Annotated in this window: 17 protein-coding genes, 2 tRNA genes and 3 rRNA genes; 9 read left to right on the forward strand and 13 right to left on the reverse strand. The window is 65.0% G+C overall.

Annotation, left to right across the window (positions count from 1 at the left end):
• Nucleotides 1-455: 455 nt before the first annotated feature.
• The 3 genes from argC to BpN12_RS15655 all read right to left on the reverse strand — a co-directional run bounded on the left by argC (nt 456) and on the right by BpN12_RS15655 (nt 3,203).
• The gene (gene argC / locus BpN12_RS15645; protein WP_246796481.1) at nt 456-1,403 is read right to left on the reverse strand and encodes an N-acetyl-gamma-glutamyl-phosphate reductase; all 948 of its coding nucleotides are present in this window, start codon (nt 1,401-1,403) and stop codon (nt 456-458) included.
• A 215-nt stretch (nt 1,404-1,618) separates the two neighbouring features.
• Complete coding sequence (locus BpN12_RS15650; protein WP_425306346.1) at nt 1,619-2,215, reverse strand: YbhB/YbcL family Raf kinase inhibitor-like protein; 597 nt, start codon at nt 2,213-2,215, stop codon at nt 1,619-1,621.
• A gap of 301 nt (nt 2,216-2,516) precedes the next feature.
• Nucleotides 2,517-3,203 carry an orotate phosphoribosyltransferase gene (locus tag BpN12_RS15655; protein WP_012734328.1) on the reverse strand — a complete coding sequence of 229 codons (687 nt, stop codon included), beginning with the start codon at nt 3,201-3,203 and terminating at the stop codon, nt 2,517-2,519.
• A 494-nt stretch (nt 3,204-3,697) separates the two neighbouring features.
• On the opposite strand from BpN12_RS15655, the gene BpN12_RS15660 reads away from it, so the two are divergent.
• On the forward strand, nt 3,698-5,974 hold the full coding sequence (locus tag BpN12_RS15660; RefSeq protein WP_246796483.1) for an NADP-dependent malic enzyme: 2,277 nt from the start codon (nt 3,698-3,700) through the stop codon (nt 5,972-5,974).
• 140 nt (nt 5,975-6,114) lie between these two features.
• Here BpN12_RS15660 and BpN12_RS15665 read toward each other — a convergent pair whose 3' ends face one another.
• Nucleotides 6,115-9,705, reverse strand: coding sequence for an indolepyruvate ferredoxin oxidoreductase family protein (locus BpN12_RS15665; RefSeq protein WP_246796484.1), 3,591 nt, complete (start codon nt 9,703-9,705; stop codon nt 6,115-6,117).
• A 311-nt stretch (nt 9,706-10,016) separates the two neighbouring features.
• Here BpN12_RS15665 and BpN12_RS15670 point away from each other — a divergent pair, with 311 nt between their 5' ends.
• Complete coding sequence (locus BpN12_RS15670) at nt 10,017-10,208, forward strand: hypothetical protein (protein WP_246796485.1); 192 nt, start codon at nt 10,017-10,019, stop codon at nt 10,206-10,208.
• A 150-nt stretch (nt 10,209-10,358) separates the two neighbouring features.
• Here BpN12_RS15670 and hppD read toward each other — a convergent pair whose 3' ends face one another.
• A complete protein-coding gene (gene hppD / locus BpN12_RS15675; RefSeq protein ID WP_246796486.1) occupies nt 10,359-11,456 on the reverse strand; it encodes a 4-hydroxyphenylpyruvate dioxygenase in 1,098 nt (365 codons plus the stop codon).
• A gap of 171 nt (nt 11,457-11,627) precedes the next feature.
• Between hppD and BpN12_RS15680 the strand changes: the two genes are divergently transcribed.
• Nucleotides 11,628-12,137, forward strand: a complete 510-nt coding sequence (locus BpN12_RS15680) for an Lrp/AsnC family transcriptional regulator (RefSeq protein WP_246796487.1) — start codon at nt 11,628-11,630, stop codon at nt 12,135-12,137.
• 93 nt (nt 12,138-12,230) lie between these two features.
• Here BpN12_RS15680 and BpN12_RS15685 read toward each other — a convergent pair whose 3' ends face one another.
• From BpN12_RS15685 to paaA, 8 genes are all read right to left on the reverse strand, one after another.
• Nucleotides 12,231-12,878, reverse strand: coding sequence for a GNAT family N-acetyltransferase (locus tag BpN12_RS15685; RefSeq protein ID WP_246796488.1), 648 nt, complete (start codon nt 12,876-12,878; stop codon nt 12,231-12,233).
• Nucleotides 12,879-13,120: 242 nt separating this feature from the next.
• Nucleotides 13,121-13,753: a TetR/AcrR family transcriptional regulator gene (locus BpN12_RS15690; protein WP_246796489.1), complete on the reverse strand. Its 633-nt coding sequence runs from the start codon at nt 13,751-13,753 to the stop codon at nt 13,121-13,123.
• Nucleotides 13,754-13,821: 68 nt separating this feature from the next.
• Nucleotides 13,822-14,643, reverse strand: coding sequence for a DUF1835 domain-containing protein (locus tag BpN12_RS15695; RefSeq protein WP_246796490.1), 822 nt, complete (start codon nt 14,641-14,643; stop codon nt 13,822-13,824).
• A 127-nt stretch (nt 14,644-14,770) separates the two neighbouring features.
• The gene (gene paaE / locus BpN12_RS15700; RefSeq protein WP_246796491.1) at nt 14,771-15,859 is read right to left on the reverse strand and encodes a 1,2-phenylacetyl-CoA epoxidase subunit PaaE; all 1,089 of its coding nucleotides are present in this window, start codon (nt 15,857-15,859) and stop codon (nt 14,771-14,773) included.
• 1 nt (nt 15,860) lies between these two features.
• Entirely contained in the window at nt 15,861-16,451 is a 591-nt protein-coding gene (gene paaD, locus BpN12_RS15705) for a 1,2-phenylacetyl-CoA epoxidase subunit PaaD (RefSeq protein WP_246796492.1), read from the reverse strand.
• Between the two features lie 38 nt (nt 16,452-16,489).
• Complete coding sequence (paaC, locus tag BpN12_RS15710; RefSeq protein ID WP_246796493.1) at nt 16,490-17,296, reverse strand: 1,2-phenylacetyl-CoA epoxidase subunit PaaC; 807 nt, start codon at nt 17,294-17,296, stop codon at nt 16,490-16,492.
• A gap of 7 nt (nt 17,297-17,303) precedes the next feature.
• The gene (gene paaB / locus BpN12_RS15715; RefSeq protein ID WP_025101183.1) at nt 17,304-17,588 is read right to left on the reverse strand and encodes a 1,2-phenylacetyl-CoA epoxidase subunit PaaB; all 285 of its coding nucleotides are present in this window, start codon (nt 17,586-17,588) and stop codon (nt 17,304-17,306) included.
• A 38-nt stretch (nt 17,589-17,626) separates the two neighbouring features.
• Nucleotides 17,627-18,628 carry a 1,2-phenylacetyl-CoA epoxidase subunit PaaA gene (gene paaA, locus BpN12_RS15720; protein WP_246796494.1) on the reverse strand — a complete coding sequence of 334 codons (1,002 nt, stop codon included), beginning with the start codon at nt 18,626-18,628 and terminating at the stop codon, nt 17,627-17,629.
• 180 nt (nt 18,629-18,808) lie between these two features.
• Here paaA and BpN12_RS15725 point away from each other — a divergent pair, with 180 nt between their 5' ends.
• The 6 genes from BpN12_RS15725 to rrf all read left to right on the forward strand — a co-directional run bounded on the left by BpN12_RS15725 (nt 18,809) and on the right by rrf (nt 25,862).
• Entirely contained in the window at nt 18,809-20,086 is a 1,278-nt protein-coding gene (locus BpN12_RS15725) for an SGNH/GDSL hydrolase family protein (protein ID WP_246797922.1), read from the forward strand.
• Nucleotides 20,087-20,648: 562 nt separating this feature from the next.
• A 16S ribosomal RNA gene (locus BpN12_RS15730) occupies nt 20,649-22,181 on the forward strand.
• A gap of 64 nt (nt 22,182-22,245) precedes the next feature.
• A tRNA-Ile gene (locus BpN12_RS15735) sits at nt 22,246-22,322 on the forward strand.
• A gap of 38 nt (nt 22,323-22,360) precedes the next feature.
• Nucleotides 22,361-22,436, forward strand: a tRNA-Ala gene (locus BpN12_RS15740).
• Between the two features lie 293 nt (nt 22,437-22,729).
• A 23S ribosomal RNA gene (locus BpN12_RS15745) occupies nt 22,730-25,609 on the forward strand.
• A gap of 139 nt (nt 25,610-25,748) precedes the next feature.
• Nucleotides 25,749-25,862, forward strand: a 5S ribosomal RNA gene (rrf, locus tag BpN12_RS15750).
• Together the 16S, 23S and 5S rRNA genes with 2 tRNA genes alongside form the textbook arrangement of a ribosomal RNA operon.
• Nucleotides 25,863-25,875 lie beyond the last annotated feature (13 nt).

Here is a 25,875-nt window from a genome sequence, read left to right on the forward strand (position 1 = left end):
TCTCCGGTGTAATTGTGCGATGTAATTTCGCCGCGCGCCAATCGGCTGTCAATTGATGGAACCGTCTAAAAAACATGATTTAAACGGGGTGCATTCGATAAAACCTTGTGAAGCCGGGACGAGAGCGGGAAATTGAAACGAAATCGGCGTTTGAAATTACCCTCCAAACCCGTTGCCCGCGCGCCGCCCGGCGCTGCGCCGTGACGCGCCGATGCTTGCGGGACAAGGCCCGGACGCCGCAACTCAGGTGTATCCCTATTCGGGATATTCACGATTGGGGAAATGATTGAATTACGCCGGATTCGCTAATGAATCGAAGGATTGTGAATTCACGTGAACGCCGTGTGGCGCATGGTGGGCAAACGGCGGCGATTTTTGGCGCGGCCGGAGAAAATCGCGGATAACAAAAAACCGGCCGCGCGGGCCGGTTTTCGATGCAGCGGAAACGAGCGGGATCAGCGATTCAGGCCGGCATCCTCGGCCGCGCCGATGTTGAGGTTCATGCACTGGATCGCGGCGCCCGAGGCACCCTTGCCGAGGTTGTCGAGGCGCGCGACGGTGACGAAGCGCTCCTCGTTGCCGAACACGAACAGGTCGACGCGGTTGGTGTCGTTGTTGGCCTGCACGTCGAAGAAGCCGTCGTCGAGGTTCGCGGCCGCGTCAAACGGCGCGACCTGGACGAACGCCTCGCCCTCGTAGTACTCGGCGAACGCCTGCTGCACGTCCTGCGGCGTCACGCGCCTGGCGAGCTGGCCCGGCGTGAAGTAGGTGGTGACGGCCAGGCCCTTGTAGAACGGCCCGACGATCGGCGTGAAGATCGGCGCGTTCGCGAGGCCCGTGTGCGCGGCCATCTCCGGCAGATGCTTGTGCGCGAGACCGAGCGCGTAGGGGCGCGGGCTGGCGAGGCGCGCGTTGCCGCCCGCTTCGTAGTCGGCGATCATCTTCTTGCCGCCGCCGCTGTAGCCGGTGATCGAGTAGCTGTGCGCCGCGAACTCGGGCGCGACGATGCCGGCGTCGACGAGCGGGCGCATCGCCAGCACGAACGCCGAGGCGTGGCAGCCCGGCACCGCGATCCGCTTCGCGTCGCGGATCCGCTCGCGCTGCGCGCGGGTCAGCTCGGGCAGGCCGTAGGCCCAGTCGGCGCTGGTGCGGAACGCCGTGCTCGCGTCGATCAGCGTGGTGCGGTCGTTGTCGACGAGCGAGGCCGATTCGCGCGAGGCGACGTCGGGCAGGCACAGGAACGTGACGTCGGACGCGTTGATGAGGCGGCGGCGCTCCTCGACGTCCTTGCGCTTCGCGTCGTCGATGCGCAGGATTTCGATGTCGCCGCGGGCGGACAGGTATTCGAAGATCTTCAGGCCGGTCGTGCCTTCCTGGCCGTCGACAAAAACTTTCGTGGTCATCTTGCTCTCACGGAATGGGGCGGCCGGCGCGGACGCCGGGAAAGCCGTCATTTTAAGACCTGGTGGACGGCACCGTAACCGGGGCCGCCGAAAAAAGCCGTCCGGCCTCGATGGCGGGCGGCCCTTCATCGTGCATGGCGCGCGTGACGAAAGATTGACCGGCCGCGCATCGGGGTGCGCATCGAGGCTCGAAGCGGCGCGCCCGGGCCGCGCGCCTAGCGTTCGTCGGTGACGGTCAGGCGCGCGTAGGCAAGCGTGGAGACGCTGATTTCGTGGTCGAACAGCTGGGGCGGCCGGCCCTGGGCCGCGCGCAGGTGCTCGGTGTCGAGCGCGTAGACGGTGATCACGTAGCGGTGCGGCTTGCCGGGCGGCGGGCAGGGGCCGCCGTAGCCGTCGCCGCCGAAATCGTTGCGCGCCTCGACCGCGCCGAGCCGGCCGACGAAGCCGGAGCCGCTCGCGTTCGCGGGCAGGCCGGTGGCCGAGGCCGGAATGTCGGCCACGGCCCAGTGCCACCAGCCGCGACCCGGCGCGTCGAGGTCGAACATCGTGATCGCGTAGGAGCGCGTGCCGCGCGGCGGGTTCTGCCAGGCCAGCGCCGGCGAGCGGTTCTCGCCGTGGCAGGCGCCGTGCCCGTAGCGCTGCGCGGCGCTCACGCGGCCGCCGTCGCGCAGTTCGGGGCTCGTCAGCGAGAACGGCGTCTGCGCGCCGGGCCGCGCCAGGCTGGCGAACGCCGCGGCCAGCACGGCGAGCAGGCGCCACGCGTTCACGCCGCGCCTGCGGCTGGTTCGCATCGTCTGCCGGCTCTCACGCATTTCCGCGACCCTCCCGTCACGTCGGCCCACGCGGCCCGCGGCCGAATTCGTGTTGCGACCCTGTGTCAGTGATGAGGCAGTCTAGCATCGGCGCCGCCCGCCGAGGCCGGCGGCGGTGTGCGGCGGATCGGGCCGGGGCGGGAAAACGGGCCGGCGCGATATCGTCATCGGCAAGCGGCGTGGGCGACCGGCTATACCGCCGTCGTCGGCGGGCCCTGCTCCGCGCCGAGGCGCACGCGAAAAAAACGCCCGTCGATGACGGGCGTCGTCGGCTGGCGCGTCACGGAGGGCGCCGGGCCGCTTACTCCTTCGGCGAGGTCGCGCCGCCGTGGGCGGCCGACCATTCGGCCGGCGCGTGCAGGAATTTCTCGACCTCGTCGAGCGTCTTCGTCTCGAAGTAGCCCGAGGCCTTGGCGACGCGCAGCACGTCCCACCAGGTGGCCAGCGCGTGCAGGTCGACGTCGATGTCCTTCAGGACCGAGACGCTTTCCTTGAAGATGTTGTAGTGGAACAGCACGAAGCAGTGGTTCACCGTGGCGCCGGCCGTGCGCAGCGCGTTGATGAAGTTCACCTTGCTGCGGCTGTCGGTGGTCAGGTCTTCCACCAGCAGCACGCGCGAACCTTCCTCGAGATGGCCCTCGATCTGCGCGTTGCGGCCGAAGCCCTTCGGCTTTTTCCGCACGTACTGCATCGGCAGCATCATCCGGTCGGCGATCCAGGCCGCGAACGGAATGCCGGCGGTTTCGCCGCCCGCCACCGCGTCGATCTGCTCGAAACCGACGTCGCGCAGGATCGTCGCTTCCGCCATTTCCATCAGGCCGCGGCGCACGCGCGGATACGAGATCAGCTTGCGGCAGTCGATGTAGACGGGGCTCGCCCAGCCGGACGTGAAGATGAACGGCTTTTCGGCGTTGAAGTGGACCGCCTGCACTTCGAGCAGGATTTTGGCGGTGGTGTCGGAGATCGTTTGACGATCGAAGCCTGTCATGGGCATTCCTTGGGTGATGAGCTCAGAGGCCGGGCGCGGGGCACCGTGGCGCGGCGACGGAATTCCCGCCGCAAGGGCCGGCCGGCGGGTGGGCCGGCGGCGGGGGAACATCGCTGCGCGCGTGGGCCGACATTTTACCCGAATCGGAACCCGGCCGGCCGTCGCCGTCGGGCTGGCCGCGCACGGCGCGCCGTGGGCCGCCGGCGGCGCGGCGGGCGACCCTCGCCGGGCGGTGTGCGCGTCACGCTGTCGCGGCAATATCGGGTATCCGGCGGTGCAGCAACGTGCGTGCCGGGGCAGGTGTACACTGGGCACCCAAAGAATCCGCCCGGTATTTTGGCCTCCTTGCTTATCCCGCAGACAGGTCCGGCAGCGCACCGATCCGGCGCGACGCCCGCCCCCATCGACCACCCCCTCGATCGCCCCGTTCCGGCACCTGCCGGTTGCCGAATGCCGGGCCGCCCACCTCGCCTTTCTCGCAGATCAGGTCAATCATGGACGAACAACTGAAGCAGAGCGCGCTCGCATATCACCAGAATCCGAAGCCCGGCAAGATCTCGGTCACGCCGACCAAGCCGCTGTCGAACCAGCTCGACCTCTCGCTCGCGTATTCGCCGGGCGTGGCGGCCGCCTGCATGGCGATCTTCGACGAGCCGCTCGACGCGCAGAAGTACACCTCGCGCGGCAACCTGGTCGGCGTCGTGACGAACGGCACGGCGGTGCTCGGGCTCGGCAACATCGGCCCGCTCGCGGCCAAGCCGGTGATGGAAGGCAAGGGCTGTCTCTTCAAGAAATTCGCCGGCATCGACGTGTTCGACATCGAGCTGGCCGAGTCCGATCCGGACAAGCTGGTCGAGGCGATCGCGATGCTCGAGCCCACGCTCGGCGGCATCAACCTCGAGGACATCAAGGCGCCCGAGTGCTTCTACATCGAGCAGAAGCTGCGCGAGCGCATGAAGATCCCGGTGTTCCACGACGACCAGCACGGCACCGCGATCATCGCCTCGGCCGCGATCCTGAACGGCCTGAAGGTGGTCGGCAAGTCGCTCGCCGAGGTGAAGCTGGTGTGCTCGGGCGCGGGCGCCGCGGCGATTGCCTGCCTGGACCTGCTCGTCAATCTCGGCCTGACGAAGGCGAACGTGCTCGTCACCGATTCGAAGGGCGTGATCTACGAGGGCCGCGGCCAGCTCGATCCGTCGAAGCAGCGCTACGCCGCCAACACCGAGGCCCGCACGCTGGCCGACGCGATCCAGGGCGCCGACGTGTTCCTCGGCTGCTCGAGCGCCGGCGTGCTGAAGCCGGAGATGGTGCAGACCATGGGCACGCAGCCGCTGATCCTCGCGCTGGCCAACCCGGAGCCGGAAATCCGCCCGGAAGCGGCCAGGGCCGTGCGCCCCGACGCGATCGTCGCGACCGGCCGGTCGGATTATCCGAACCAGGTCAACAACGTGCTCTGCTTCCCGTTCATCTTCCGTGGCGCGCTGGACGTGGGCGCCACCACCATCACCGAGGAGATGAAGCTCGCCTGCGTGCGCGCGATCGCGGAGCTCGCGCAGGAAACCGACCAGAGCGAGGAGGTCGCGAAGGCCTATGAAGGGCATTCGCTCGAATTCGGTCCCGACTACCTGATCCCGAAGCCGTTCGATCCGCGCCTGATCATCAAGATCGCGCCGGCCGTGGCGCAGGCGGCGATGGATTCGGGCGTGGCCACGCGCCCGATCGCCGACATGGACGCCTACCGCGAGGAACTGGGCACCGCCGTCTACCGCACCGGCATGGTGATGCGTCCCGTCTTCGCCAGCGCGAAGGCGAAGCAGGCGCGCATCGTGTTCGCCGAGGGCGAGGACGAGCGCGTGCTGCGCGCCGCGCAGTTCGTGCTGCAGGAGAAGATCGCGCGGCCGATCATCGTCGGCCGCCCGGCCGTGGTCGAGATGCGCCTGAAGAAGATCGGCTCGAAGCTGCGCGCCGGCACCGATTTCGAGATCGTCGATCCCGAGGATGATCCGCGCTACCAGAAATGCTGGCAGGCCTATCACGCGCTCGGCGCGCGCGACGGGGTCACCCCGGAAGTGGCGAAGGCCGCGCTGCGCAAGGCCAACACGCTGATCGGCGCGATCCTGGTCCATCTCGGCGAGGCCGACGGCATGATCTGCGGGATGATCGACACGTTCCACAGCCATCTGAAGTACGTCGAGCAGGTGCTCGGCCACGCGCCGGGCGCCGAGCATCTCGCCGCGATGAACCTGCTGATGCTGCCGGGCCGCAACCTGTTCATCTGCGACACCTACGTCAACGAACTGCCGAGCGCCGAACAGCTCGCCGACATGACGATCCAGGCCGCCGCCGAGATCGAGCGCTTCGGCATCACGCCGAAGGCCGCGCTGCTGTCGAACTCGAACTTCGGCAGCGCGCCGTCGTCGTCGTCGCGCCGCATGGCCGAGGCGCGCCGGCTGATCGCCGGGCGCGCGCCGCAGCTCGAAGTGGACGGCGAAATGCATGGCGACGCGGCGCTCTCGGAAGTGGTGCGCAAGGCCGCGTTCCCGGGCTCGACGCTGTCGGGCGAGGCGAACCTGCTGATCATGCCGAACGTCGAGGCCGCCAACATCGCCTACAACCTGCTGAAGATGGTGGGCGGCGAAGGCGTGACGGTCGGGCCGTTCCTGCTCGGCGCGGCCAGGCCCGTGCATATCCTGACGCCGGCCGCGACGGTGCGCCGGATCGTCAACATGACGGCGGTGGCCGCCGCGAACGTGAACAGCGCGGGGCGCTGAGCCCGCGCGGGGCGCTGAGCCCGCGCGGGGCGAAACGCGTAACGGCCCCGCCGGAAGCACAAACGCCACGGTCCTCACGGGCCGTGGCGTTTTTTTTGACCGGCCGCGGCAACGATGCCCGGCCGGCGGCGCGGCGCGCTTCAGGCCACGTGCCGCGTCTCGGCCTCCGGGCCGTTCCAGCGCGCGAGCAGCGCCTCCCACTTGCCGCGGACCGCGCGCAGGTTGTTCTCCTTCACGTGCCCGTAGCCGCGAATCCCGTCCGGCAGGTTCGCGAGTTCGAGCGCGAGCGGCAGCCGCTGCGGCGTCAGTTGCGCGACGAGGGTGTCGACCAGAGCCACGTATTCGCCGATCAGCGCGCGCTCGGTGCGCCGTTCCTCGGTGCGGCCGAACGGATCGAACGCGGTGCCGCGCAGGCCCTTGAGCTTCGCGAGCAGCCGGAACGCGTTCAGCATCCACGGCCCGTAGGCCTTCTTCACCAGCCGGCCGTGCTCGTCGTGCTTCGCGAGGATCGGCGGCGCGAGGTGGTAGCGCAGCGTCAGTTCGCCGTCGAACTGCGCGGCCAGCTTCGCGAGGAAGGCCGGATCGGATTGCAGGCGCGCGACCTCGTACTCGTCCTTGTAGGCCATCAGCTTGTACAGGTTGCGCGCGACCGCCTCGGTCAGCGGCTCCTGCGCGTGATCGCCGTCGAGCCGGCGCTCGGCCTCGCGCACGCGCCCGACGATGTCCATGTAGCGCGCCGCGTAGGCGGCGTTCTGATATGCGCCAAGCTGCGCGACACGCGTCGCGATCAGCGCGTCCACCGCCTTCTTCGTGTGCAGCGAGATCACCGTCGCGCCGTCGGCGCCGGCCGCGTTGCCCGCCTGTCCCGACGCGGCCTGCCGCACGCCTGCCGGATCGTGCGCGGCGCGGCGGCCCCATTCGAAGGCCGCGCGGTTCTTCTCGACCTGCACGCCGTTCAGCTCGATCGCGCGCGCCAGCGAGGCGTGCGTGAGCGGCAGCCAGCCGCGCTGCCACGCGTAGCCGAGCACGAACGGGTTCGCGTAGATCGCGTCGCCGAGCAGCGCGACGGCGAAATGGTTCGCATCGACGAGATCGACCGTGTCGCCGGCCGAGGCGCGGATGTCGCGCTCGGCGCTGGTGCCCGGGAACGACCACTGCGGCTGCTTGATGAAATCGGCGGTCGGCGTCTTGGCGCTGTTGACCACCACGCGCGTCTCGCCGAGCCGCATGCGCGAGGTGCATTCGTCGCTGGCGGTCACCAGCGCGTCGCCGCCGATCACGAGGTCGGCCTCGCCCATCGCGATGCGCGTTGCGTGGATGTCGGCGGGCGCCTGCGCGATCTGCACGTGGCTCATCACGGCGCCGCCCTTCTGCGCGAGGCCCGTGACGTCGAGCACCGTCACGCCCTTGTTCTCCAGGTGCGCGGCCATGCCGATCAGCGCGCCGATCGTCACCACGCCGGTGCCGCCCACGCCCGTCACCAGCACGCCGTAGGTACGCGCGATCGCGGGCAGCGCCGGTTCGGGCAGCGCCGGCAGCGAGGCGGTGTCCACCGCCACGGCCTTCGGCTTCTTCAGCTGCGCGCCCTCGACCGTCACGAAGCTCGGGCAGAAGCCCTTCACGCACGAGAAGTCCTTGTTGCAGCTCGACTGGTTGATCTGCCGCTTGGTGCCGAACTCGGTGTCGAGCGGCTCGACTGACAGGCAGTTCGACTGCACCGAGCAATCGCCGCAGCCTTCGCAGACCGCCTCGTTGATCACCACGCGGCGCGCCGGATCGGGGAACGTGCCGCGCTTGCGGCGGCGGCGCTTCTCGGTCGCGCAGGTCTGGTCGTAGATCAGCACCGTGGTGCCGGCGATCTCGCGCAGCTCGCGCTGCACCGCGTCGAGCCGGTCGCGATGATGGATCGCCACGTCCGGCGCGAGCCGTGCGCGCTGGCCTTCGTACTTCTGCGGCTCGTCGGTGACGATCACGATTTTCGCGGCGCCCTCGGCCGCCATCTGGTGCGTGATCTGCGGCACGGTCAGCGTGCCGTCCACGGGCTGGCCGCCCGTCATCGCCACCGCGTCGTTGTAGAGGATCTTGTAGGTGATGTTCGCCTTCGAGGCGATCGCCGCGCGGATCGCCAGCAGCCCGGAGTGGAAATAGGTGCCGTCGCCGAGGTTGGCGAACACGTGCTTCTCGTCGGTGAACGGCGCCTGGCCGATCCACGGCACGCCTTCGCCGCCCATCTGGCTGAAGCTGCTGGTGTTGCGGTCCATCCAGATCGTCATGTAGTGGCAGCCGATCCCGGCGATCGCGCGCGAGCCGTCCGGCACGTTGGTCGAGGTGTTGTGCGGGCAGCCCGAGCAGAACCACGGCTTGCGTTCGGCGGTGACGTGCGGGCGGGCCAGCGCGGCCTCCTTGGCGGTGATCACCGCGATGCGCGCAGCGATCCGCGCGCGCACGTCGGACGGCAGCTCGAACTTGTCGAGCCGCGTGGCGATCGCCTTCGCGATGATCGCCGGCGACAGCTCGTAGTGAGCCGGCAGCAGCCAGTTGCCCATCGGCACCGACCATTCGCCGCCCGCGCCGTCCTTTTCGTCGAACTTGCCGAAGATGCGCGGGCGCTGGCCGTCCGGCCAGTTGTAGAGCTCTTCCTTGATCGCGTATTCGAGGATCTGGCGCTTCTCCTCGATCACGAGGATCTCGTCGAGGCCGCGCGCGAACTGCTGCGCGCCCTGCGCCTCCAGCGGCCAGACGCAGCCGACCTTGTAGAGGCGGATGCCGATCCGCGCGCAGGTGGCATCGTCGAGGCCAAGGTCGGTCAGCGCCTGGCGCACGTCTAGATAGGCCTTGCCCGCGGTCATGATGCCGAAGCGCGCCTGCGGGGAATCGATCTCGATGCGGTCGAGCCGGTTCGCGCGCACGTAGGCGAGCGCCGCGTACCACTTGTAGTCGATCATCCGCGCTTCCTGCACGAGCGGCGGATCGGGCCAGCGGATGTTGAGGCCGCCCTCGGGCATCATGAAGTCCGACGGCAGCACGATGTTCGCGCGCTGCGGGTCGAGATCGACCGAGGCCGACGACTCGACCACGTCGGTCACGCACTTCAGCGAGACCCAGAGCCCCGAGTAGCGGCTCATCGCCCAGCCGTGCAGGCCAAAATCGAGATATTCCTGGACGTTGGAAGGGAACAGCACCGGCAGCCCGCAGGCCTTGAGCAGGTGCTCGGACTGGTGCGCGAGCGTCGACGATTTCGCGGCGTGGTCGTCGCCGACCAGCACCAGCACGCCGCCGTGCGGCGAGCTGCCGGCCGAATTGGCGTGCTTGAGCACGTCGCCCGAGCGATCGACGCCGGGGCCCTTGCCGTACCACATGCCGAACACGCCGTCGAACTTCGCGCCGGGATAGAGGTTGACCTGCTGCGAGCCCCACACGGCGGTGGCGGCGAGATCCTCGTTGAGGCCCGCCTGGAACACGATGCGATTGGCGGCGAGATGTTTCTGCGCCTTCCAGAGCGACTGGTCGAGGCCGCCGAGCGGCGAGCCGCGGTAGCCGGAGATGAAGCCGGCCGTGTTGAGGCCGGCGGCGCGGTCGCGCGCCTGCTGCAGCATCGGCAGCCTGACCAGCGCCTGCACGCCGCTCATATAGGCGCGGCCACGCTCGAGCGTGTATTTGTCGTCGAGCGTGACCGACTGCAGGGCGGCTTCCAGCGTCGCGCGCTGGCCGGCATCAAGTGGGGCGTTCATGACTGCGTCTCCTCCAACCGTTTGGGATCACCAAAACTCTCGGCATCGGCGTCTTGTGGCCGCGTTTGCCGGGCGCCATATTGGCGGGTTTTCATTGATGGTAGCACTGGTGGAAACCCGTCGTTTTGTTGCGTATTCTGTTAGCAATTCTTCCGAACGGCTGACGATTTTCTGCGTTACATCATGTAAAAGCATGTAAAGCCGCGGGCTGCTGTCACACTTCTTGTTTAGTCTATTGCGCTGCCGGCAATGGTCGGGCCCCAGATGGTCCTGCTGGGAGAGAAGCAGCCGGCGATGACAACGGAGGTGCAATGAATACGAGAAATATCCAGAATTTCCTGATGGTGTCCGCCGCGTTCTTCGCGATGACGGGGCCGGTGCGTTCGCAAGGCGCGAGCGCGTTGGCCACGGCGGGTACCCAGATGCAGCAGATCACCGGCGATGCGATCGCGCCGGCCGGCGTGACGGCCACCACCCAGGTAGCGGGCGCGCCGAAGCGCTGAATTCCCGGCCGTCGGCTTCGTGCCGCCGTGCGACTGATGCATCGCGCGGTCGGCTCCAACCCGGTCGATGAATGCATAAAGGGCGGAAATCGCAGGATTTCCGCCCTTTTCTTCTGGGGAGCGCCGTGGCCGGGCGCCGGTGTGTCGATGTCAGGCCTTGTCCTGCACCACGCCGCGGCGGATCTGGTCCAGCTCGATCGATTCGAACAGCGCCTTGAAGTTGCCCTCGCCGAAGCCCTGGTTGCCCTTGCGCTGGATGATCTCGAAGAAGATCGGGCCGATCTGGTTCTCGGTGAAGATCTGCAGCAGCAGGTCGTCGTGCGCGCCGTCGATCAGGATCCTGCGCTTGCGCAGTTCGTCGAGCGGTTCGCCGTGGTTCGGGATGCGGCGGTTGACGAGTTCGTAATAGGTCTCGATCGTGTCGAGCAGCGTGACCGCCTTGCCGCGCAGGCCGTCCACCGTGCCGTAGATGTCGCCGGTGCCGAGCGCGATGTGCTGGATGCCTTCGCCGCGGTACGCGTCGAGATATTCCTGGATCTGGCCCGGCGTGTCCGAACCTTCCTCGTTGATCGGGATCCGGATCTTGCCGCACGGCGAGGTCATCGCCTTCGACTTCACGCCCGTTACCTTGCCCTCGATGTCGAAGTAGCGCACTTCGCGGAAGTTGAACAGCCGCTCGTAGAACTCGGCCCATTCGCCCATCCGGCCGCGATGCACGTTGTGCGTGAGGTGATCGATATAGGTGAGGCCGTGGCCGACGGGCGCCGGGTCCGCGCCCGCGATCGGCTCGAAATCGACGTCGTAGATGCCGATGTCGCCGATGGTGCCCGGCGCCGCGCCGTGCTTGCCGCGCCAGCGGTCGACGAAATAGATCAGCGAATCGCCGATGCCCTTGATCGCCGGGATGTTCAGCTCCATCGGCCCGGTCTTGTTGTCGAAGCCCCAGGCGCCCAGTTCGAGCGCGCGGCGGTAGGCCTGCGCGGCGTCGCGCACGCGGAACGCGATCGCGCAGATCGACGGGCCGTGCAGCCGCGCGAAGCGCTGCGCGAACGAATCCGGTTCGGCATTGACGATGAAGTTGATCTCGCCCTGGCGGTACAGCGTGACGTCCTTGTGCCGGTGCCGCGCGATCGCGGTGAAGCCCATCCGCTCGAACAGCTGGCCGAGCGCCTTCGGATCGGGCGCCGTGTATTCGATGAATTCGAAGCCGTCGGTGCCGACGGGGTTGTCCCAGGTGGGAATCTGCATGGTGCTCGTCTCCGGTATTGGCTCGCGTCGCCGATCGTGGGGGGCGGCGGCAGGGCCGCCGTGTGCGAAACAGTGTAGGCGCGCGGCACCGGCAATTACTTGCGAAGTTAATCGTGCGTCGCTACGATGGCGCAAGATTTGTGCGGACGAATCACGAAATTGGGGTGGAAAATGGCGCGTGTCGAATTCGACACCATCGATCGCCGCATCCTGGCGATCCTGCAGGAGAACGGACGCCTGTCGAACCAGGAGATCGCCGAGCGCGTGAGCCTGTCGCCGAGCCCGTGCCTGCGGCGCATCCGGCGCCTGGAGGAGATGGGCGTGATTACTGGCTATGTCGCGCTGCTCGATCCGAAGCAGCTCGGGCTCGACCTGCTCGCCTACATCAGCGTGCGGCTCGAGAAGCGCGGCGGCGCGGCGGGGCCGGCGGACGGCGGCGCGCGGGCCGGCACCACGCACGCCGACCGGTTCCGCGTGGCCGTGCAGGCCTGGCCCGAGGTGGTGGCCTGCCACGCGATGACGGGCGACATGGATTACCTGCTGCGCGTGCAGGTGGAGGACATGGCGCATTTCTCGCGCTTCGTGCAGGACCAGCTGCTGCATCATCCATCGGTGGTGGACGTGCGCACGAGCTTCGCGCTCGAAAGCTTCAAGGAGACCACGGCGCTGCCGATCCGCTGAGCCGGCCGCCGGCGGCGCGGAAATGAAAAACGGGCGGCCCGACGAAGCGGGCCGCCCGTCGTCGCTGGCGGTCGCGGCGACGCGGCGCCGGATTCAGGCGGCGATGCCGGCCGGCAGCAGCGATTCGAAGATCTGGGTCGCGCGGCGCGCCTGGCGCTTCATCGCGTAGTCGAACACGGCCGCCTGCTCCTGCAGCATCTCGGCGATGATGGTCGACTGATCGGCGGGCGGCAGCGACAGGTAGGCGTCGGCCTCGCCGCAGGCATATTCGATCCGCATGCCCGACTTCTTCGCGATATGCATCATCGTCGCGTTGCGCGACAGGCAGTGCATGTAGAGCGTCGACACCTGCGTGTTGCGGCTGCGGATCGAGGCGCGCTCGAACAGCTTCGAACCGACGCCCTGGCCGCGCGCCGATTCGAGCACCGACACGCCGAACTCGGCCGTGCGCTTGCCGCCTTCGTCGGGCAGGTAGGCCAGATGGCCGACGCCGACCAGCTCGAGCGCGTGGTCGAACACGCCGAACACGGTGTCGCGGCCGAAATCGATGGTGCGGACGTAGTTCTCGAGCACGTGATCCGGCACGAACTGGCCGAAGCGAAGCAGGCGATCGTCGTCGTCGAGCGCGAGAAAGTGCGTGAGCATCGACTCACGATCCGTGGATGCCAGTTCCCTGACGAGAACCGGTGCCTGCCCGACGTTGCCGATCGGGGCGGCAGGGCGGAGAGGGTGCGCGTTCATCGTGGGTTCCTCAAGGACCAAACAGCCGGTTGTGCAATGCAGCAGCATTTTAACCGAACGGTACCGGTCTCATAGGGGAAAACCCGTATAAATATCGAACGATAGTTCTAGAAAAGTGCAACGATCCGCGAAGTTTTTGATTTCAAAGCAATAACTATTTCATCTGACGAAATTTGGCATGTGACGCCGCCGCAACGACCGCGTGGGCGCCGCGCCGTGGACGCCACCGCGGGCCGTGCCGCTCAGGCCTCGCGCGACGGCTCCGCGCCCGCGCCGTCGCCGCCGAGCCCGCGCTCGATCAGCGCGATCACCTGCTCGGCGAAGTCGCGATAGCCGAGGCGGCCGCCCGGCTTCAGCCAGGTGAAGGTCCAGTTGATCATGCCGAACACCATCATCGTGACGGCGGTCTGATTCTCGCGCGACACGCGCCCCGGGTAGGCGCGCTCGATCTGGCGCGTGAACGCGGCGACGATGTCGCGCTGCCGGTCGAGGATCACCTGCCGCTGCGTGTTCTCCAGGTATTTCACGTCGTTGAGCAGCGCGACGTGCCGGCTGTGCGAGGTTTCGTATTCGGCGAGGAACGCGCGGATCAGTTCCGCGAACGCCTCGCGCTCGCCCAGCCCGCGCCGCTGGCTGGTCCCCTCGACCTCCGCGATGATCAGCATCAGCCGCTTCGTGTAGCGGTCGAGCAGGTCGAACAGGATCGCTTCCTTGCTTTCGTAGTAGTGGTAGAGACGCGCCTTCGAGGTGCCGCTCGCGGCGGCGAGGTCGGTCATCGAGGTGCTCGGGTAGCTGGTCTGCGCGAATTTCCCGGCGGCGAGATCGAGGATCTGCTCGCGCTGGGATTCGTGGTCGGGCGCTCGGGTGCGGGCCATGGCGTCGGTGGAGTCGGATCGGAGCGGCGGGGCGGCCGCGGTGGACGAAGGGAACGGGGCGCGAGCGGTCAGCGCAGCGCGGCGGCCGGCACCGCACGCAGCGAGGCCGTGCGCAGATTGTCGGGGCCGGGCTCGCTGCCGCGCAGTTCGAGCCGGCCCGCGGCGGCCAGTTCGCGGCAGCGCCAGAACGCGACGCTGTCGCTGATGCCGAGGTGGCCGCGGTTGGCGAGCCCAATCACCGCGCCGACCACGCGCGCGGCCGGCGTCCAGGCTTCGCCGGCCTGATCGAGCGCGAGCGCGTCGATGTCGGCGTAGTGCCCGCTCTTGAACGTGTTGTCGATCCAGTAGCGCAGCTCGGCGTTGACCTGCTTGGCTTCCTGCCATTCGAGCGCGAGCCGGCTGATACGCAGCACCGAGATCGGCGCCGCCTCCGGCAGCTTCGCGCCGAGCTGCTCGGGGCCGAACATGCCGACCGAAACGGCGGCCTCGCGGCCGGGCGGATGCTTGCGCGGGCCGAGATCGGCGGCCGCCAGCCGGACTTCGTTGAGCCGTTGCGGCGCGTTGCGCAGGTGATAGGCGACGCGGCGCAGCATCAGCTGGTCGGCGGCGCTCTGCGCATGCCAGATCACCACCTGGCCGGAGCCGGCCGCGAGCCGGGAGAGCTTGTCGAGTTCGCCGGCGAGCCGCGCGTCCCAGTCGGACGGCGTGTCGGCGAAGATCCGTTCCCAGAACGCGGCGCGCAGCTCGGGCGCGTCGTCGATGCCGCGCAGCGGGCCGACGGCCAGATCGTCGAGGAGTTCGACCACGGTATCGTCGCGGCCGGCGGCGGCCAGCGCGGCGCGCAGCGATTCGGCGGCGGAACCGCCGACGGTGACATGAAGAGTGCTCATCAGCGAGAGATCAACGAAAAAGGGCCACTTTCGGCCGGATTCGCGGACCCGGCTTGAAAAGCGGCCCCTAGTGTAAGCGAGATGCCCGGTTGCGAGATATCTCGCGACCGGCGCGTCGCGCGGTATCTCAGCGCTCGTCGAAGCTCACCACCACGCGCTCGCTGACCGGATGGCACTGGCAGGTCAGCACGAAACCGTCGCGCACCTCCTGTTCCTCCAGCGTGTAGTTCTTGTCCATCCGCACCTCGCCCTCCACCACCTTCGCACGGCAGGTGCAGCAGACGCCGCCCTTGCAGGCATACGGCAGCGCGAGGCCGGCGCGCAGGCCGACGTCGAGCAGGCTCACGCCCTCGTAGGGCAGGCGCAGCTTGCGCGTCTTGCCGTCGAGCACGATCTCGAGCGCGGCGGCCGGCGTTGCCTCGGTGATCTCCACGGCCGGCGCGCCGGCCTGCGGCAGCGGCGTGCCGAAACGCTCGACGTGGATCTGCCCGCGCGCCACGCCGGCCGCGTCGAGCGCCGCCTCGGCCGCGTCCATCATCGGCGCCGGGCCGCAGATGAACGCCTCGTCGATCGAGGCGGCCGGCACCAGCGTGTCGAGGAACGCCGCGCATTTCGGCTGGTCGAGCACGCCGTTGAACAGCTCGACGTCCTGGAGCTCGTCGGACAGCACGTGATAGAGCACGAAGCGCTGCATGAAGCGGTTCTTCAGGTCTTCGAGCTGTTCGGCGAACATGATCGAATCGACGCTGTGGTTGCCGTAGACCAGCGTGAACGTGCTGCGCGGCTCGAGTTCGAGCGTGGTGCGCACGATCGCGAGCACCGGCGTGATGCCCGAGCCGCCCGAGAACGCCACGTAGTGCTTGCCGTGCTCGGCGTTCAGGTGCGTGAAGAAACGGCCGTCCGGCGTCATCACGTCGATCGTGTGGCCGGCTTTCAGCGTGTCGAACGCGAAGTTCGAGAAGCGCCCGCCGCGCACGCGCTTGATGCCGATCCGCAGCTCGCCGTCGCGGTCGTAATCGGTGGTGCCGATGCAGATCGAATACGAGCGGCGGGTTTCCTCGCCGTCGATCTGCGTCTTGAGCGTGACGAACTGGCCCTGCGTGAAGCGGAACTGTTCGCGCAGCTCGGCGGGAACCTCGAACGCGACCGTCACCGCGTCGGCGGTCTCGGGTTGCACGTCGCGGATGCGCAGCGGGTGGAATTGCGGAGTCGCCATGTCAGTAGGGCTTGAAGTAGTCGAAGGGTTCGCGGCAGTCGAGGCAGCGGTACAGCGCCTTGCAGGCGGTCGACGCGAACTGCGCGAGCCGCTCGGTGTGGCGCGAACCGCAGCGCGGGCAGGCGGGGGCGGCGGCCGGCTTCGGCGCGAAGCGGATCACTTTCACGGCGGCGGGGCGGGCCCCGCTCGCGTCGCCGGAAGCTGCCGCGTCGCCGCTCGCGCAGGCGCCGACGGGCGGCGCGATGCCGTAGGCGCGCAGCTTCTCGCGCGCGGCCTCGGTGATCCAGTCGGTGGTCCAGGCCGGCGACAGCACCGTGACGATCCGGCAGGGCCGCGCGCCGGCGCGGTCGAGCGCGGCACCGATGTCCTCGGCGATCTGCGACATCGCCGGACAGCCGGAGTAGGTCGGCGTGATCACGATCTCGAGCGTCGCGTCGGCCGCGCGCCGGATCTCGCGCAGGATGCCGAGTTCACCGATCGAGACGACCGGGATCTCCGGGTCCGGCACCGTGTCGAGCGCGGCGCGCACGCGCGCGAGTTCGGCATCGGTGAAGGCGGTGGCGGCATCGACGGAAGCGGGTAGCGCGGACATCGTGATTTCTCTCCTGATCAGGGCAGGCGCCGCAGGCGTCACCAGCTCGCGCCCGGATGCTGGCGCGCGAGGCTCTGCATCTGCGCGAGCAGGAAGCCCATGTGCTCGGAATGTTCGCCGTGCCGGCCGGTCGTCACGTAGGCGGCCGGCGCCGGCGCGTGCAGCGTCGCCTCGGCGAGCGCGGCATCGACGTCGGCGCGCCAGGCCGCTTCGAGCGTGTCGGCGGCCGGCGCGATGCCGGCCGCCGCGACCTCGCGCTCGACCGCGTCGGCCACGAAGCACTCGCGCGTGTAGGGCATCAGGTAGTCGAGCGCGGCCTGCGCCCGGCGGTGCGATTCGTCGGTGCCGTCGCCGAAGCGGATCAGCCATTCGCGCGCGTGATGCTCGTGGTAGCGCGTTTCCTTGACCGACTTTGCGGCGATCGCGGCCAGCTGCGGATCGGCCGAGGTTTCGAGCGCCGTCCACAGGTGCAGCATCAGCGTCGCGTAGAGGAAGTTGCGCACGATCGTGACGGCGTAGTCGTTGCTCGCATGCGCGGTGCCGCTGAGCGGCCCGTAGTGCGGCAGCTCGACCAGCGTCAGGTTCGTGAACTCGCGCTCGGTGCGGAAGTACGCGTAGTCGTCTTCGGTCCGGGTCGCGCCGCGCAGCGCGTGTTCGAGGTCGGCCGCATGCGCGTAGAGCAGCCGCGCCTGGCCGATCAGGTCCAGGCTCATGTTGGTCAGCGCGATGTCCTCTTCGAGGATCGGGCCGTGCCCGCACCACTCGGCGTTGCGCTGACCGAGGATCAGCGCGGTGTCGGCGAGGCGCAGCACGTAGGACAGATGGGAGGCCGGGGTCGTCGTCATCGCGGGCTCACATGTGGTTGACTTCGTCGGGCAGCGTGTAGAACGTCGGATGGCGGTAGATCTTGTCGCCGGCCGGTTCGAACAGCTCCGCCTTCTCGTTCGGATCGGACGCCGTGATCGCGGCCGACGGCACCACCCAGATGCTCACGCCTTCCTGGCGGCGCGTGTAGACGTCGCGGGCCATGCGCAGCGCCATCGACGCATCGGCGGCGTGCAGGCTGCCGCAGTGCTTGTGGTCGAGCCCCTGCTTGCTGCGCACGAACACTTCCCAGATCGGCCATTCCTGTTTCATTGCATTCCTCCTGAATCGAATTCGAATGGGGCGGAGCGTCAGGCGGCCTGCCGTTCGGCGCGGCGCGCGCGCTTGTCCGCGTGGGCGAGCGCGGCCTCGCGGACCCAGGCGCCGTCGTCGTGGGCCTTGACGCGCGTGGCGAGCCGCTCGCGGTTGCAGGGGCCGTCGCCGTTGACGACGCGCCAGAATTCGTCCCAGTCGATCGTGCCGTAGTCGTGGTGGCCGCGCGCCTCGTTCCACTTCAGGTCCGGGTCGGGGAACGTCACGCCGAGCACCTTCGCCTGTTCGACCGCCGCGTCGACGAATTTCTGGCGCAGGTCGTCGTTCGAGATTCGCTTGATCCCCCATTTCGCCGACTGGTTGCTGTGGACCGAATCGGCGTCGCTCGGGCCGAACATCATCAGCACCGGCCACCACCAGCGGTTCACGGCCTGCTGCACCATCTCGCGCTGCGCCGGCGTGCCGGCCATCATCGCGAGCAGCGCGTCGAAGCCCTGGCGCTGGTGGAACGATTCCTCCTTGCAGATGCGGATCATCGCGCGCGCATAGGGGCCGTAGGTGCAGCGGCAGAGGGGAATCTGGTTCATGATCGCGGCGCCGTCGACGAGCCAGCCGATCACGCCGACGTCGGCCCAGTCCGGTGTCGGGTAGTTGAAGATGCTCGAATACTTGGCCTTGCCGGCGTGCAGCGCGTCGACGAGCGCGTCGCGCGACACGCCAAGCGTCTCGGCCGCGCTGTACAGATAGAGACCGTGGCCGGCTTCGTCCTGCACCTTGGCGAGCAGGATCGCCTTGCGCTTCAGACTCGGCGCGCGCGTGATCCAGTTGCCTTCCGGCAGCATGCCGACGATCTCGGAATGGGCGTGCTGCGAAATCTGGCGGACCAGCGTCTTGCGATAGGCGTCGGGCATCCAGTCCTGCGGCTCGATCTTGCCGTCGGCGGAGATGACTGCGTCGAACCGCGCCTGTTCGGGCGCGGCGCTGGCCGGTTCGCCGACGGGGGCGGTCTGGCCGGGTAGGTCGAGGGATTGCGTGTACATGGCAAACGTCTCGTGCGGGATGAGGTGGATCAAAGTATAAACCAACCGTCCGGTCGGTTAATTAATTTTTCGAGAAAGAGAAATCGGCTGGATGGGGGAAGCAAGGCCGCGTCGTGCGGTCGCGGCGCGGCGTGGATATCGGGCACAATCGGTGTCTTTCCCGTCGCGCGCTATCGAATCATGAGTTTTCGTCGTCGTTTGCCGGCCTGGGCCGGCTGTCTTGTCTTGTGCCTGTCCGGCGCGGCGTTCGCGGCTGGCCCCAGCGGCTCGCCGCCTTGGGTGGCGGCCTGGGCGAGCGCCCTGCAGCCGATTCCGGCGCTTGCGTCGCCGCCGCCTCTATATAAGACGCCCGAGGTCACGGACCGCACGCTTCGCCAGATCGTCTATCCGAGCGTCGGCGGCACGCGCGTGCGGCTGCGGATCAGCAATGCCTACGGCCGCACGCCGCTGTCGCTCGGCGCCGTGCGGATCGCCCGGTCGGCGGCGGGTGCCGCCGTGCAGTCCGGCGACGCGGCGCTCGTCACGTTCGGCGGGCGGCGCGAGCTGGTGGTGCCGGCCGGCGAGGAGCGCGACAGCGATCCGGTCGCGCTGCCGGTCGAGGCGGGCGCGCCCTATGCGATCAGCCTGTTCGTGCGCGACGAGCAGAAGATGACGGCCTGGCACCGCGTGGCGAATCAGGTCAATTACGTGTCGGTGCCCGGCGACCACAGTGCCGACGCCGACGGCGACGCGTTCCGGAGCCGCTTCACGCAGTCGGCCTGGGTCAGCGAGCTGGCGGTAGAGGGGAGTGCGGCTGCGGCCGGCACGATCGCGGCGGTCGGCGATTCGATCACCGACGGCTTGCGTTCGAGCCTCAATCGCAACCGCCGCTGGACCGACGGGCTCGATCGTCGGCTCGACGCGGCGGGCGAGCGCGCGTGGAGCGTGGTCAATCTCGGCATCAGCGGCAATCGGCTGCTCAGCGATTCGGCGTGTTACGGCGTCGCGCTCGAACGGCGCTTCGATCGCGACGTGCTGGCGCGCTCGGGCGTGAAGGCGGCGGTGCTGCTGATCGGCATCAACGACATCAATTTCGCCGCGATGCCGCCGCGCGCCGGGCTCGATTGCGACACGCCGCACACGCGTGTCGATGCGCGGATGCTGATCGACGGGTATCGGCGCCTGATCGCGAGCGCGCACGCTCACGGGATCGCCCTGTTCGGCGCCACGCTGACGCCGGCGTCGCTACCGCCGGAGCGCGAGGCGATCCGCACCGAGGTCAACGACTGGATCCGGACCTCGGGCGCATTCGACGGCGTCATCGATTTCGACGCCGCCCTGCGCGATCCAGCGCGCCCGCAGGTGCTGCAGCGCCGTTATGACAGCGGCGACGACGTTCACCCGAGCGACGCCGGCTATGCGGCGATGGCCGACGCCGTGCCGATCGAGCGGCTGGTGGCTGCCGCGAAGCGACGCTGAACGTGAGGAAGCGCCGATGCACGCGGGTGTGAAGGAGCGCGGCAGGGATGAAAAATCGGGCGCCGCGGTGGCGCCCGAAATTTTTAACGATTTTCTTAAAAATGACTTGCGTGATGTGCTTGGGCTGCTTAGAATCACGCCTCTTTCGCGCTAACGCAAACGCGGCGCGGAAGGGGAAGCCAGGCAGGACAAACGCAGCGCCGAAAGTCGGCTGCTTGTTGGTTCTGTCGAAGGGAAGTGATCAACGCGGGTTGTTGATCAGCGAGAAAAAAGTAGTTGACGCGCTGCGAAACGTTGATCATAATCTCGCTTCTCTGCTGCTGAAAACGCAGCGCCGCTGAGAAAGCCGGCAAGTCCGGTCAGCTTGGTGGAAACGCTCTTTAAAAATTAACAGCCGATAAGTGTGGACGCTTGATCGACGCGGTCCTGATCTCCGGATCAGGTCAGCAAAAGTATCAAGAGTCTCACACAAAAGTAAGTCAGGTTCATGAAGCAATTCATAACCTGTCAGCTTTGAGTGAGCGACCGGTTCTTAACCGAACCGAAAACAGTAACAGGTATTGAACTGAAGAGTTTGATCCTGGCTCAGATTGAACGCTGGCGGCATGCCTTACACATGCAAGTCGAACGGCAGCACGGGTGCTTGCACCTGGTGGCGAGTGGCGAACGGGTGAGTAATACATCGGAACATGTCCTGTAGTGGGGGATAGCCCGGCGAAAGCCGGATTAATACCGCATACGATCTACGGATGAAAGCGGGGGATCTTCGGACCTCGCGCTATAGGGTTGGCCGATGGCTGATTAGCTAGTTGGTGGGGTAAAGGCCCACCAAGGCGACGATCAGTAGCTGGTCTGAGAGGACGACCAGCCACACTGGGACTGAGACACGGCCCAGACTCCTACGGGAGGCAGCAGTGGGGAATTTTGGACAATGGGCGAAAGCCTGATCCAGCAATGCCGCGTGTGTGAAGAAGGCCTTCGGGTTGTAAAGCACTTTTGTCCGGAAAGAAATCCTGAGGGCTAATATCCTTCGGGGATGACGGTACCGGAAGAATAAGCACCGGCTAACTACGTGCCAGCAGCCGCGGTAATACGTAGGGTGCAAGCGTTAATCGGAATTACTGGGCGTAAAGCGTGCGCAGGCGGTTTGTTAAGACCGATGTGAAATCCCCGGGCTCAACCTGGGAACTGCATTGGTGACTGGCAAGCTAGAGTATGGCAGAGGGGGGTAGAATTCCACGTGTAGCAGTGAAATGCGTAGAGATGTGGAGGAATACCGATGGCGAAGGCAGCCCCCTGGGCCAATACTGACGCTCATGCACGAAAGCGTGGGGAGCAAACAGGATTAGATACCCTGGTAGTCCACGCCCTAAACGATGTCAACTAGTTGTTGGGGATTCATTTCCTTAGTAACGTAGCTAACGCGTGAAGTTGACCGCCTGGGGAGTACGGTCGCAAGATTAAAACTCAAAGGAATTGACGGGGACCCGCACAAGCGGTGGATGATGTGGATTAATTCGATGCAACGCGAAAAACCTTACCTACCCTTGACATGGTCGGAATCCTGAGGAGACTCGGGAGTGCTCGAAAGAGAACCGATACACAGGTGCTGCATGGCTGTCGTCAGCTCGTGTCGTGAGATGTTGGGTTAAGTCCCGCAACGAGCGCAACCCTTGTCCTTAGTTGCTACGCAAGAGCACTCTAAGGAGACTGCCGGTGACAAACCGGAGGAAGGTGGGGATGACGTCAAGTCCTCATGGCCCTTATGGGTAGGGCTTCACACGTCATACAATGGTCGGAACAGAGGGTCGCCAACCCGCGAGGGGGAGCTAATCCCAGAAAACCGATCGTAGTCCGGATTGCACTCTGCAACTCGAGTGCATGAAGCTGGAATCGCTAGTAATCGCGGATCAGCATGCCGCGGTGAATACGTTCCCGGGTCTTGTACACACCGCCCGTCACACCATGGGAGTGGGTTTTACCAGAAGTGGCTAGTCTAACCGCAAGGAGGACGGTCACCACGGTAGGATTCATGACTGGGGTGAAGTCGTAACAAGGTAGCCGTATCGGAAGGTGCGGCTGGATCACCTCCTTTCTCGAGCTAATACCGCAAACATTGAGCGTTCACGCTTATCGGCTGTTGATCAAGACAGACTCAGGGGTCTGTAGCTCAGTCGGTTAGAGCACCGTCTTGATAAGGCGGGGGTCGTTGGTTCGAATCCAACCAGACCCACCAATTGTCTGGCGGTAGTCCTGAGAAGTCTCTGTACACATGGGGGCATAGCTCAGCTGGGAGAGCACCTGCTTTGCAAGCAGGGGGTCGTCGGTTCGATCCCGTCTGCCTCCACCAATCTTCAATAACAAACTGAGGTTTCCTTATTGGCGATTGAGCCAGTCAGAGGATAAGTCACACGTTGCACTTATCGGCTGTCGTTCTTTAACAATCTAGAAGAAGTAGTAATTTGGATAGCGGAAGCGCTTATTTGAGATGGGCGTGGAAACTATCCGGGTTGTGATTGTATCGATGTATCTCAAGATGATTCGAACTTAAATGTTCGGCTCGATTGGAATACGGCACAAATGCGAGAACTCAACCTGTAACGACTGTCCTCTCCCTCGGGAGGCGAGACAGACCCGTTATAGGGTCAAGCGAACAAGTGCATGTGGTGGATGCCTTGGCGATCACAGGCGATGAAGGACGCGGTAGCCTGCGAAAAGCTACGGGGAGCTGGCAAACAAGCTTTGATCCGTAGATGTCCGAATGGGGAAACCCACTCCTTTTGGAGTATCCATAGCTGAATACATAGGCTATGTGAAGCGAACGCGGTGAACTGAAACATCTAAGTAACCGCAGGAAAAGAAATCAACCGAGATTCCCAAAGTAGTGGCGAGCGAAATGGGAAGAGCCTGTACTCTTTATTTGTATTGTTAGCCGAACGCTCTGGAAAGTGCGGCCATAGCAGGTGATAGCCCTGTAGGCGAAAACAGTATGAAAGAACTAAGTGTACGACAAGTAGGGCGGGACACGTGAAATCCTGTCTGAAGATGGGGGGACCATCCTCCAAGGCTAAATACTCGTGATCGACCGATAGTGAACCAGTACCGTGAGGGAAAGGTGAAAAGAACCCCGGGAGGGGAGTGAAATAGATCCTGAAACCGCATGCATACAAACAGTCGGAGCCTCGTAAGGGGTGACGGCGTACCTTTTGTATAATGGGTCAGCGACTTACGTTCAGTAGCAAGCTTAACCGAATAGGGCAGGCGTAGCGAAAGCGAGTCCGAATAGGGCGTTCAGTTGCTGGGCGTAGACCCGAAACCAAGTGATCTATCCATGGCCAGGATGAAGGTGCGGTAACACGTACTGGAGGTCCGAACCCACTAACGTTGAAAAGTTAGGGGATGAGCTGTGGATAGGGGTGAAAGGCTAAACAAACTTGGAAATAGCTGGTTCTCTCCGAAAACTATTTAGGTAGTGCCTCGTGTCTCACCTTCGGGGGTAGAGCACTGTCATGGTTGGGGGGTCTATTGCAGATTACCCCGCCATAGCAAACTCCGAATACCGAAGAGTGCAATCACGGGAGACAGACATCGGGTGCTAACGTCCGGTGTCAAGAGGGAAACAACCCAGACCGCCAGCTAAGGTCCCCAAATATAGCTAAGTGGGAAACGAAGTGGGAAGGCTAAAACAGTCAGGAGGTTGGCTTAGAAGCAGCCACCCTTTAAAGAAAGCGTAATAGCTCACTGATCGAGTCGTCCTGCGCGGAAGATGTAACGGGGCTAAGCTATATACCGAAGCTGCGGATGCGTGCTTGCACGCATGGTAGGAGAGCGTTCCGTAAGCCTGCGAAGGTGCATTGTAAAGTGTGCTGGAGGTATCGGAAGTGCGAATGCTGACATGAGTAGCGATAAAGGGGGTGAAAGGCCCCCTCGCCGTAAGCCCAAGGTTTCCTACGCAACGTTCATCGGCGTAGGGTGAGTCGGCCCCTAAGGCGAGGCAGAAATGCGTAGCTGATGGGAAGCAGGTCAATATTCCTGCACCATTGTTAAATGCGATGGGGGGACGGATCGCGGAAGGTTGTCCGGGTGTTGGAAGTCCCGGTCGCTGCATTGGAGAAGGCGCTTAGGCAAATCCGGGCGCGGAATTCAAGGGTGTGGCGCGAGCTTCTTAGGAAGCGAAGCAATCGGAAGTGGTTCCAAGAAAAGCCTCTAAGCTTCAGTTTAACAGTGACCGTACCGCAAACCGACACAGGTGGGCGAGATGAGTATTCTAAGGCGCTTGAGAGAACTCGGGAGAAGGAACTCGGCAAATTGGTACCGTAACTTCGGGATAAGGTACGCCCCTGTAGCTTGACTGGCCTGCGCCAGAAGGGTGAAGGGGTTGCAATAAACTGGTGGCTGCGACTGTTTAATAAAAACACAGCACTCTGCAAACACGAAAGTGGACGTATAGGGTGTGACGCCTGCCCGGTGCCGGAAGATTAAATGATGGGGTGCAAGCTCTTGATTGAAGTCCCGGTAAACGGCGGCCGTAACTATAACGGTCCTAAGGTAGCGAAATTCCTTGTCGGGTAAGTTCCGACCTGCACGAATGGCGTAACGATGGCCACACTGTCTCCTCCCGAGACTCAGCGAAGTTGAAGTGTTTGTGATGATGCAATCTCCCCGCGGCTAGACGGAAAGACCCCATGAACCTTTACTGTAGCTTTGCATTGGACTTTGAACCGATCTGTGTAGGATAGGTGGGAGGCTATGAAACCGGAACGCTAGTTTCGGTGGAGCCGTCCTTGAAATACCACCCTGGTTTGTTTGAGGTTCTAACCTTGGCCCGTGATCCGGGTCGGGGACAGTGCATGGTAGGCAGTTTGACTGGGGCGGTCTCCTCCCAAAGTGTAACGGAGGAGTACGAAGGTACGCTAGGTACGGTCGGAAATCGTGCTGATAGTGCAATGGCATAAGCGTGCTTAACTGCGAGACCGACAAGTCGAGCAGGTGCGAAAGCAGGTCATAGTGATCCGGTGGTTCTGTATGGAAGGGCCATCGCTCAACGGATAAAAGGTACTCTGGGGATAACAGGCTGATACCGCCCAAGAGTTCATATCGACGGCGGTGTTTGGCACCTCGATGTCGGCTCATCTCATCCTGGGGCTGTAGCCGGTCCCAAGGGTATGGCTGTTCGCCATTTAAAGAGGTACGTGAGCTGGGTTTAAAACGTCGTGAGACAGTTTGGTCCCTATCTGCCGTGGGCGTTGGATATTTGAAGGGGGCTGCTCCTAGTACGAGAGGACCGGAGTGGACGAACCTCTGGTGTACCGGTTGTCACGCCAGTGGCATCGCCGGGTAGCTATGTTCGGAAGAGATAACCGCTGAAAGCATCTAAGCGGGAAACTCGCCTTAAGATGAGATATCCCCGGGGACTTGATCCCCTTGAAGGGTCGTTCGAGACCAGGACGTTGATAGGTCAGGTGTGTAAGCGCAGTAATGCGTTCAGCTAACTGATACTAATTGCCCGTAAGGCTTGATCCTATAACCGGTCTGTTTTGCACCAACATCCCTGGTGCGCAGCGGTTGGATGCTCGACATGCCGTGCCATACAAGCACAACCCAACACTACTTCTTCCAGATTGGTCGTGGCGCTCAACCAGCGACGCGACAACCCCTTTAGCCTGATGACCATAGCGAGTCGGTCCCACCCCTTCCCATCCCGAACAGGACCGTGAAACGACTCTACGCCGATGATAGTGCGGATTGCCCGTGTGAAAGTAGGTAATCGTCAGGCTTCCTCTTCGAAA

The sequence above is a fragment of the Burkholderia perseverans genome (genome assembly GCF_022870505.1).
Taxonomy (GTDB): domain Bacteria; phylum Pseudomonadota; class Gammaproteobacteria; order Burkholderiales; family Burkholderiaceae; genus Burkholderia; species Burkholderia plantarii.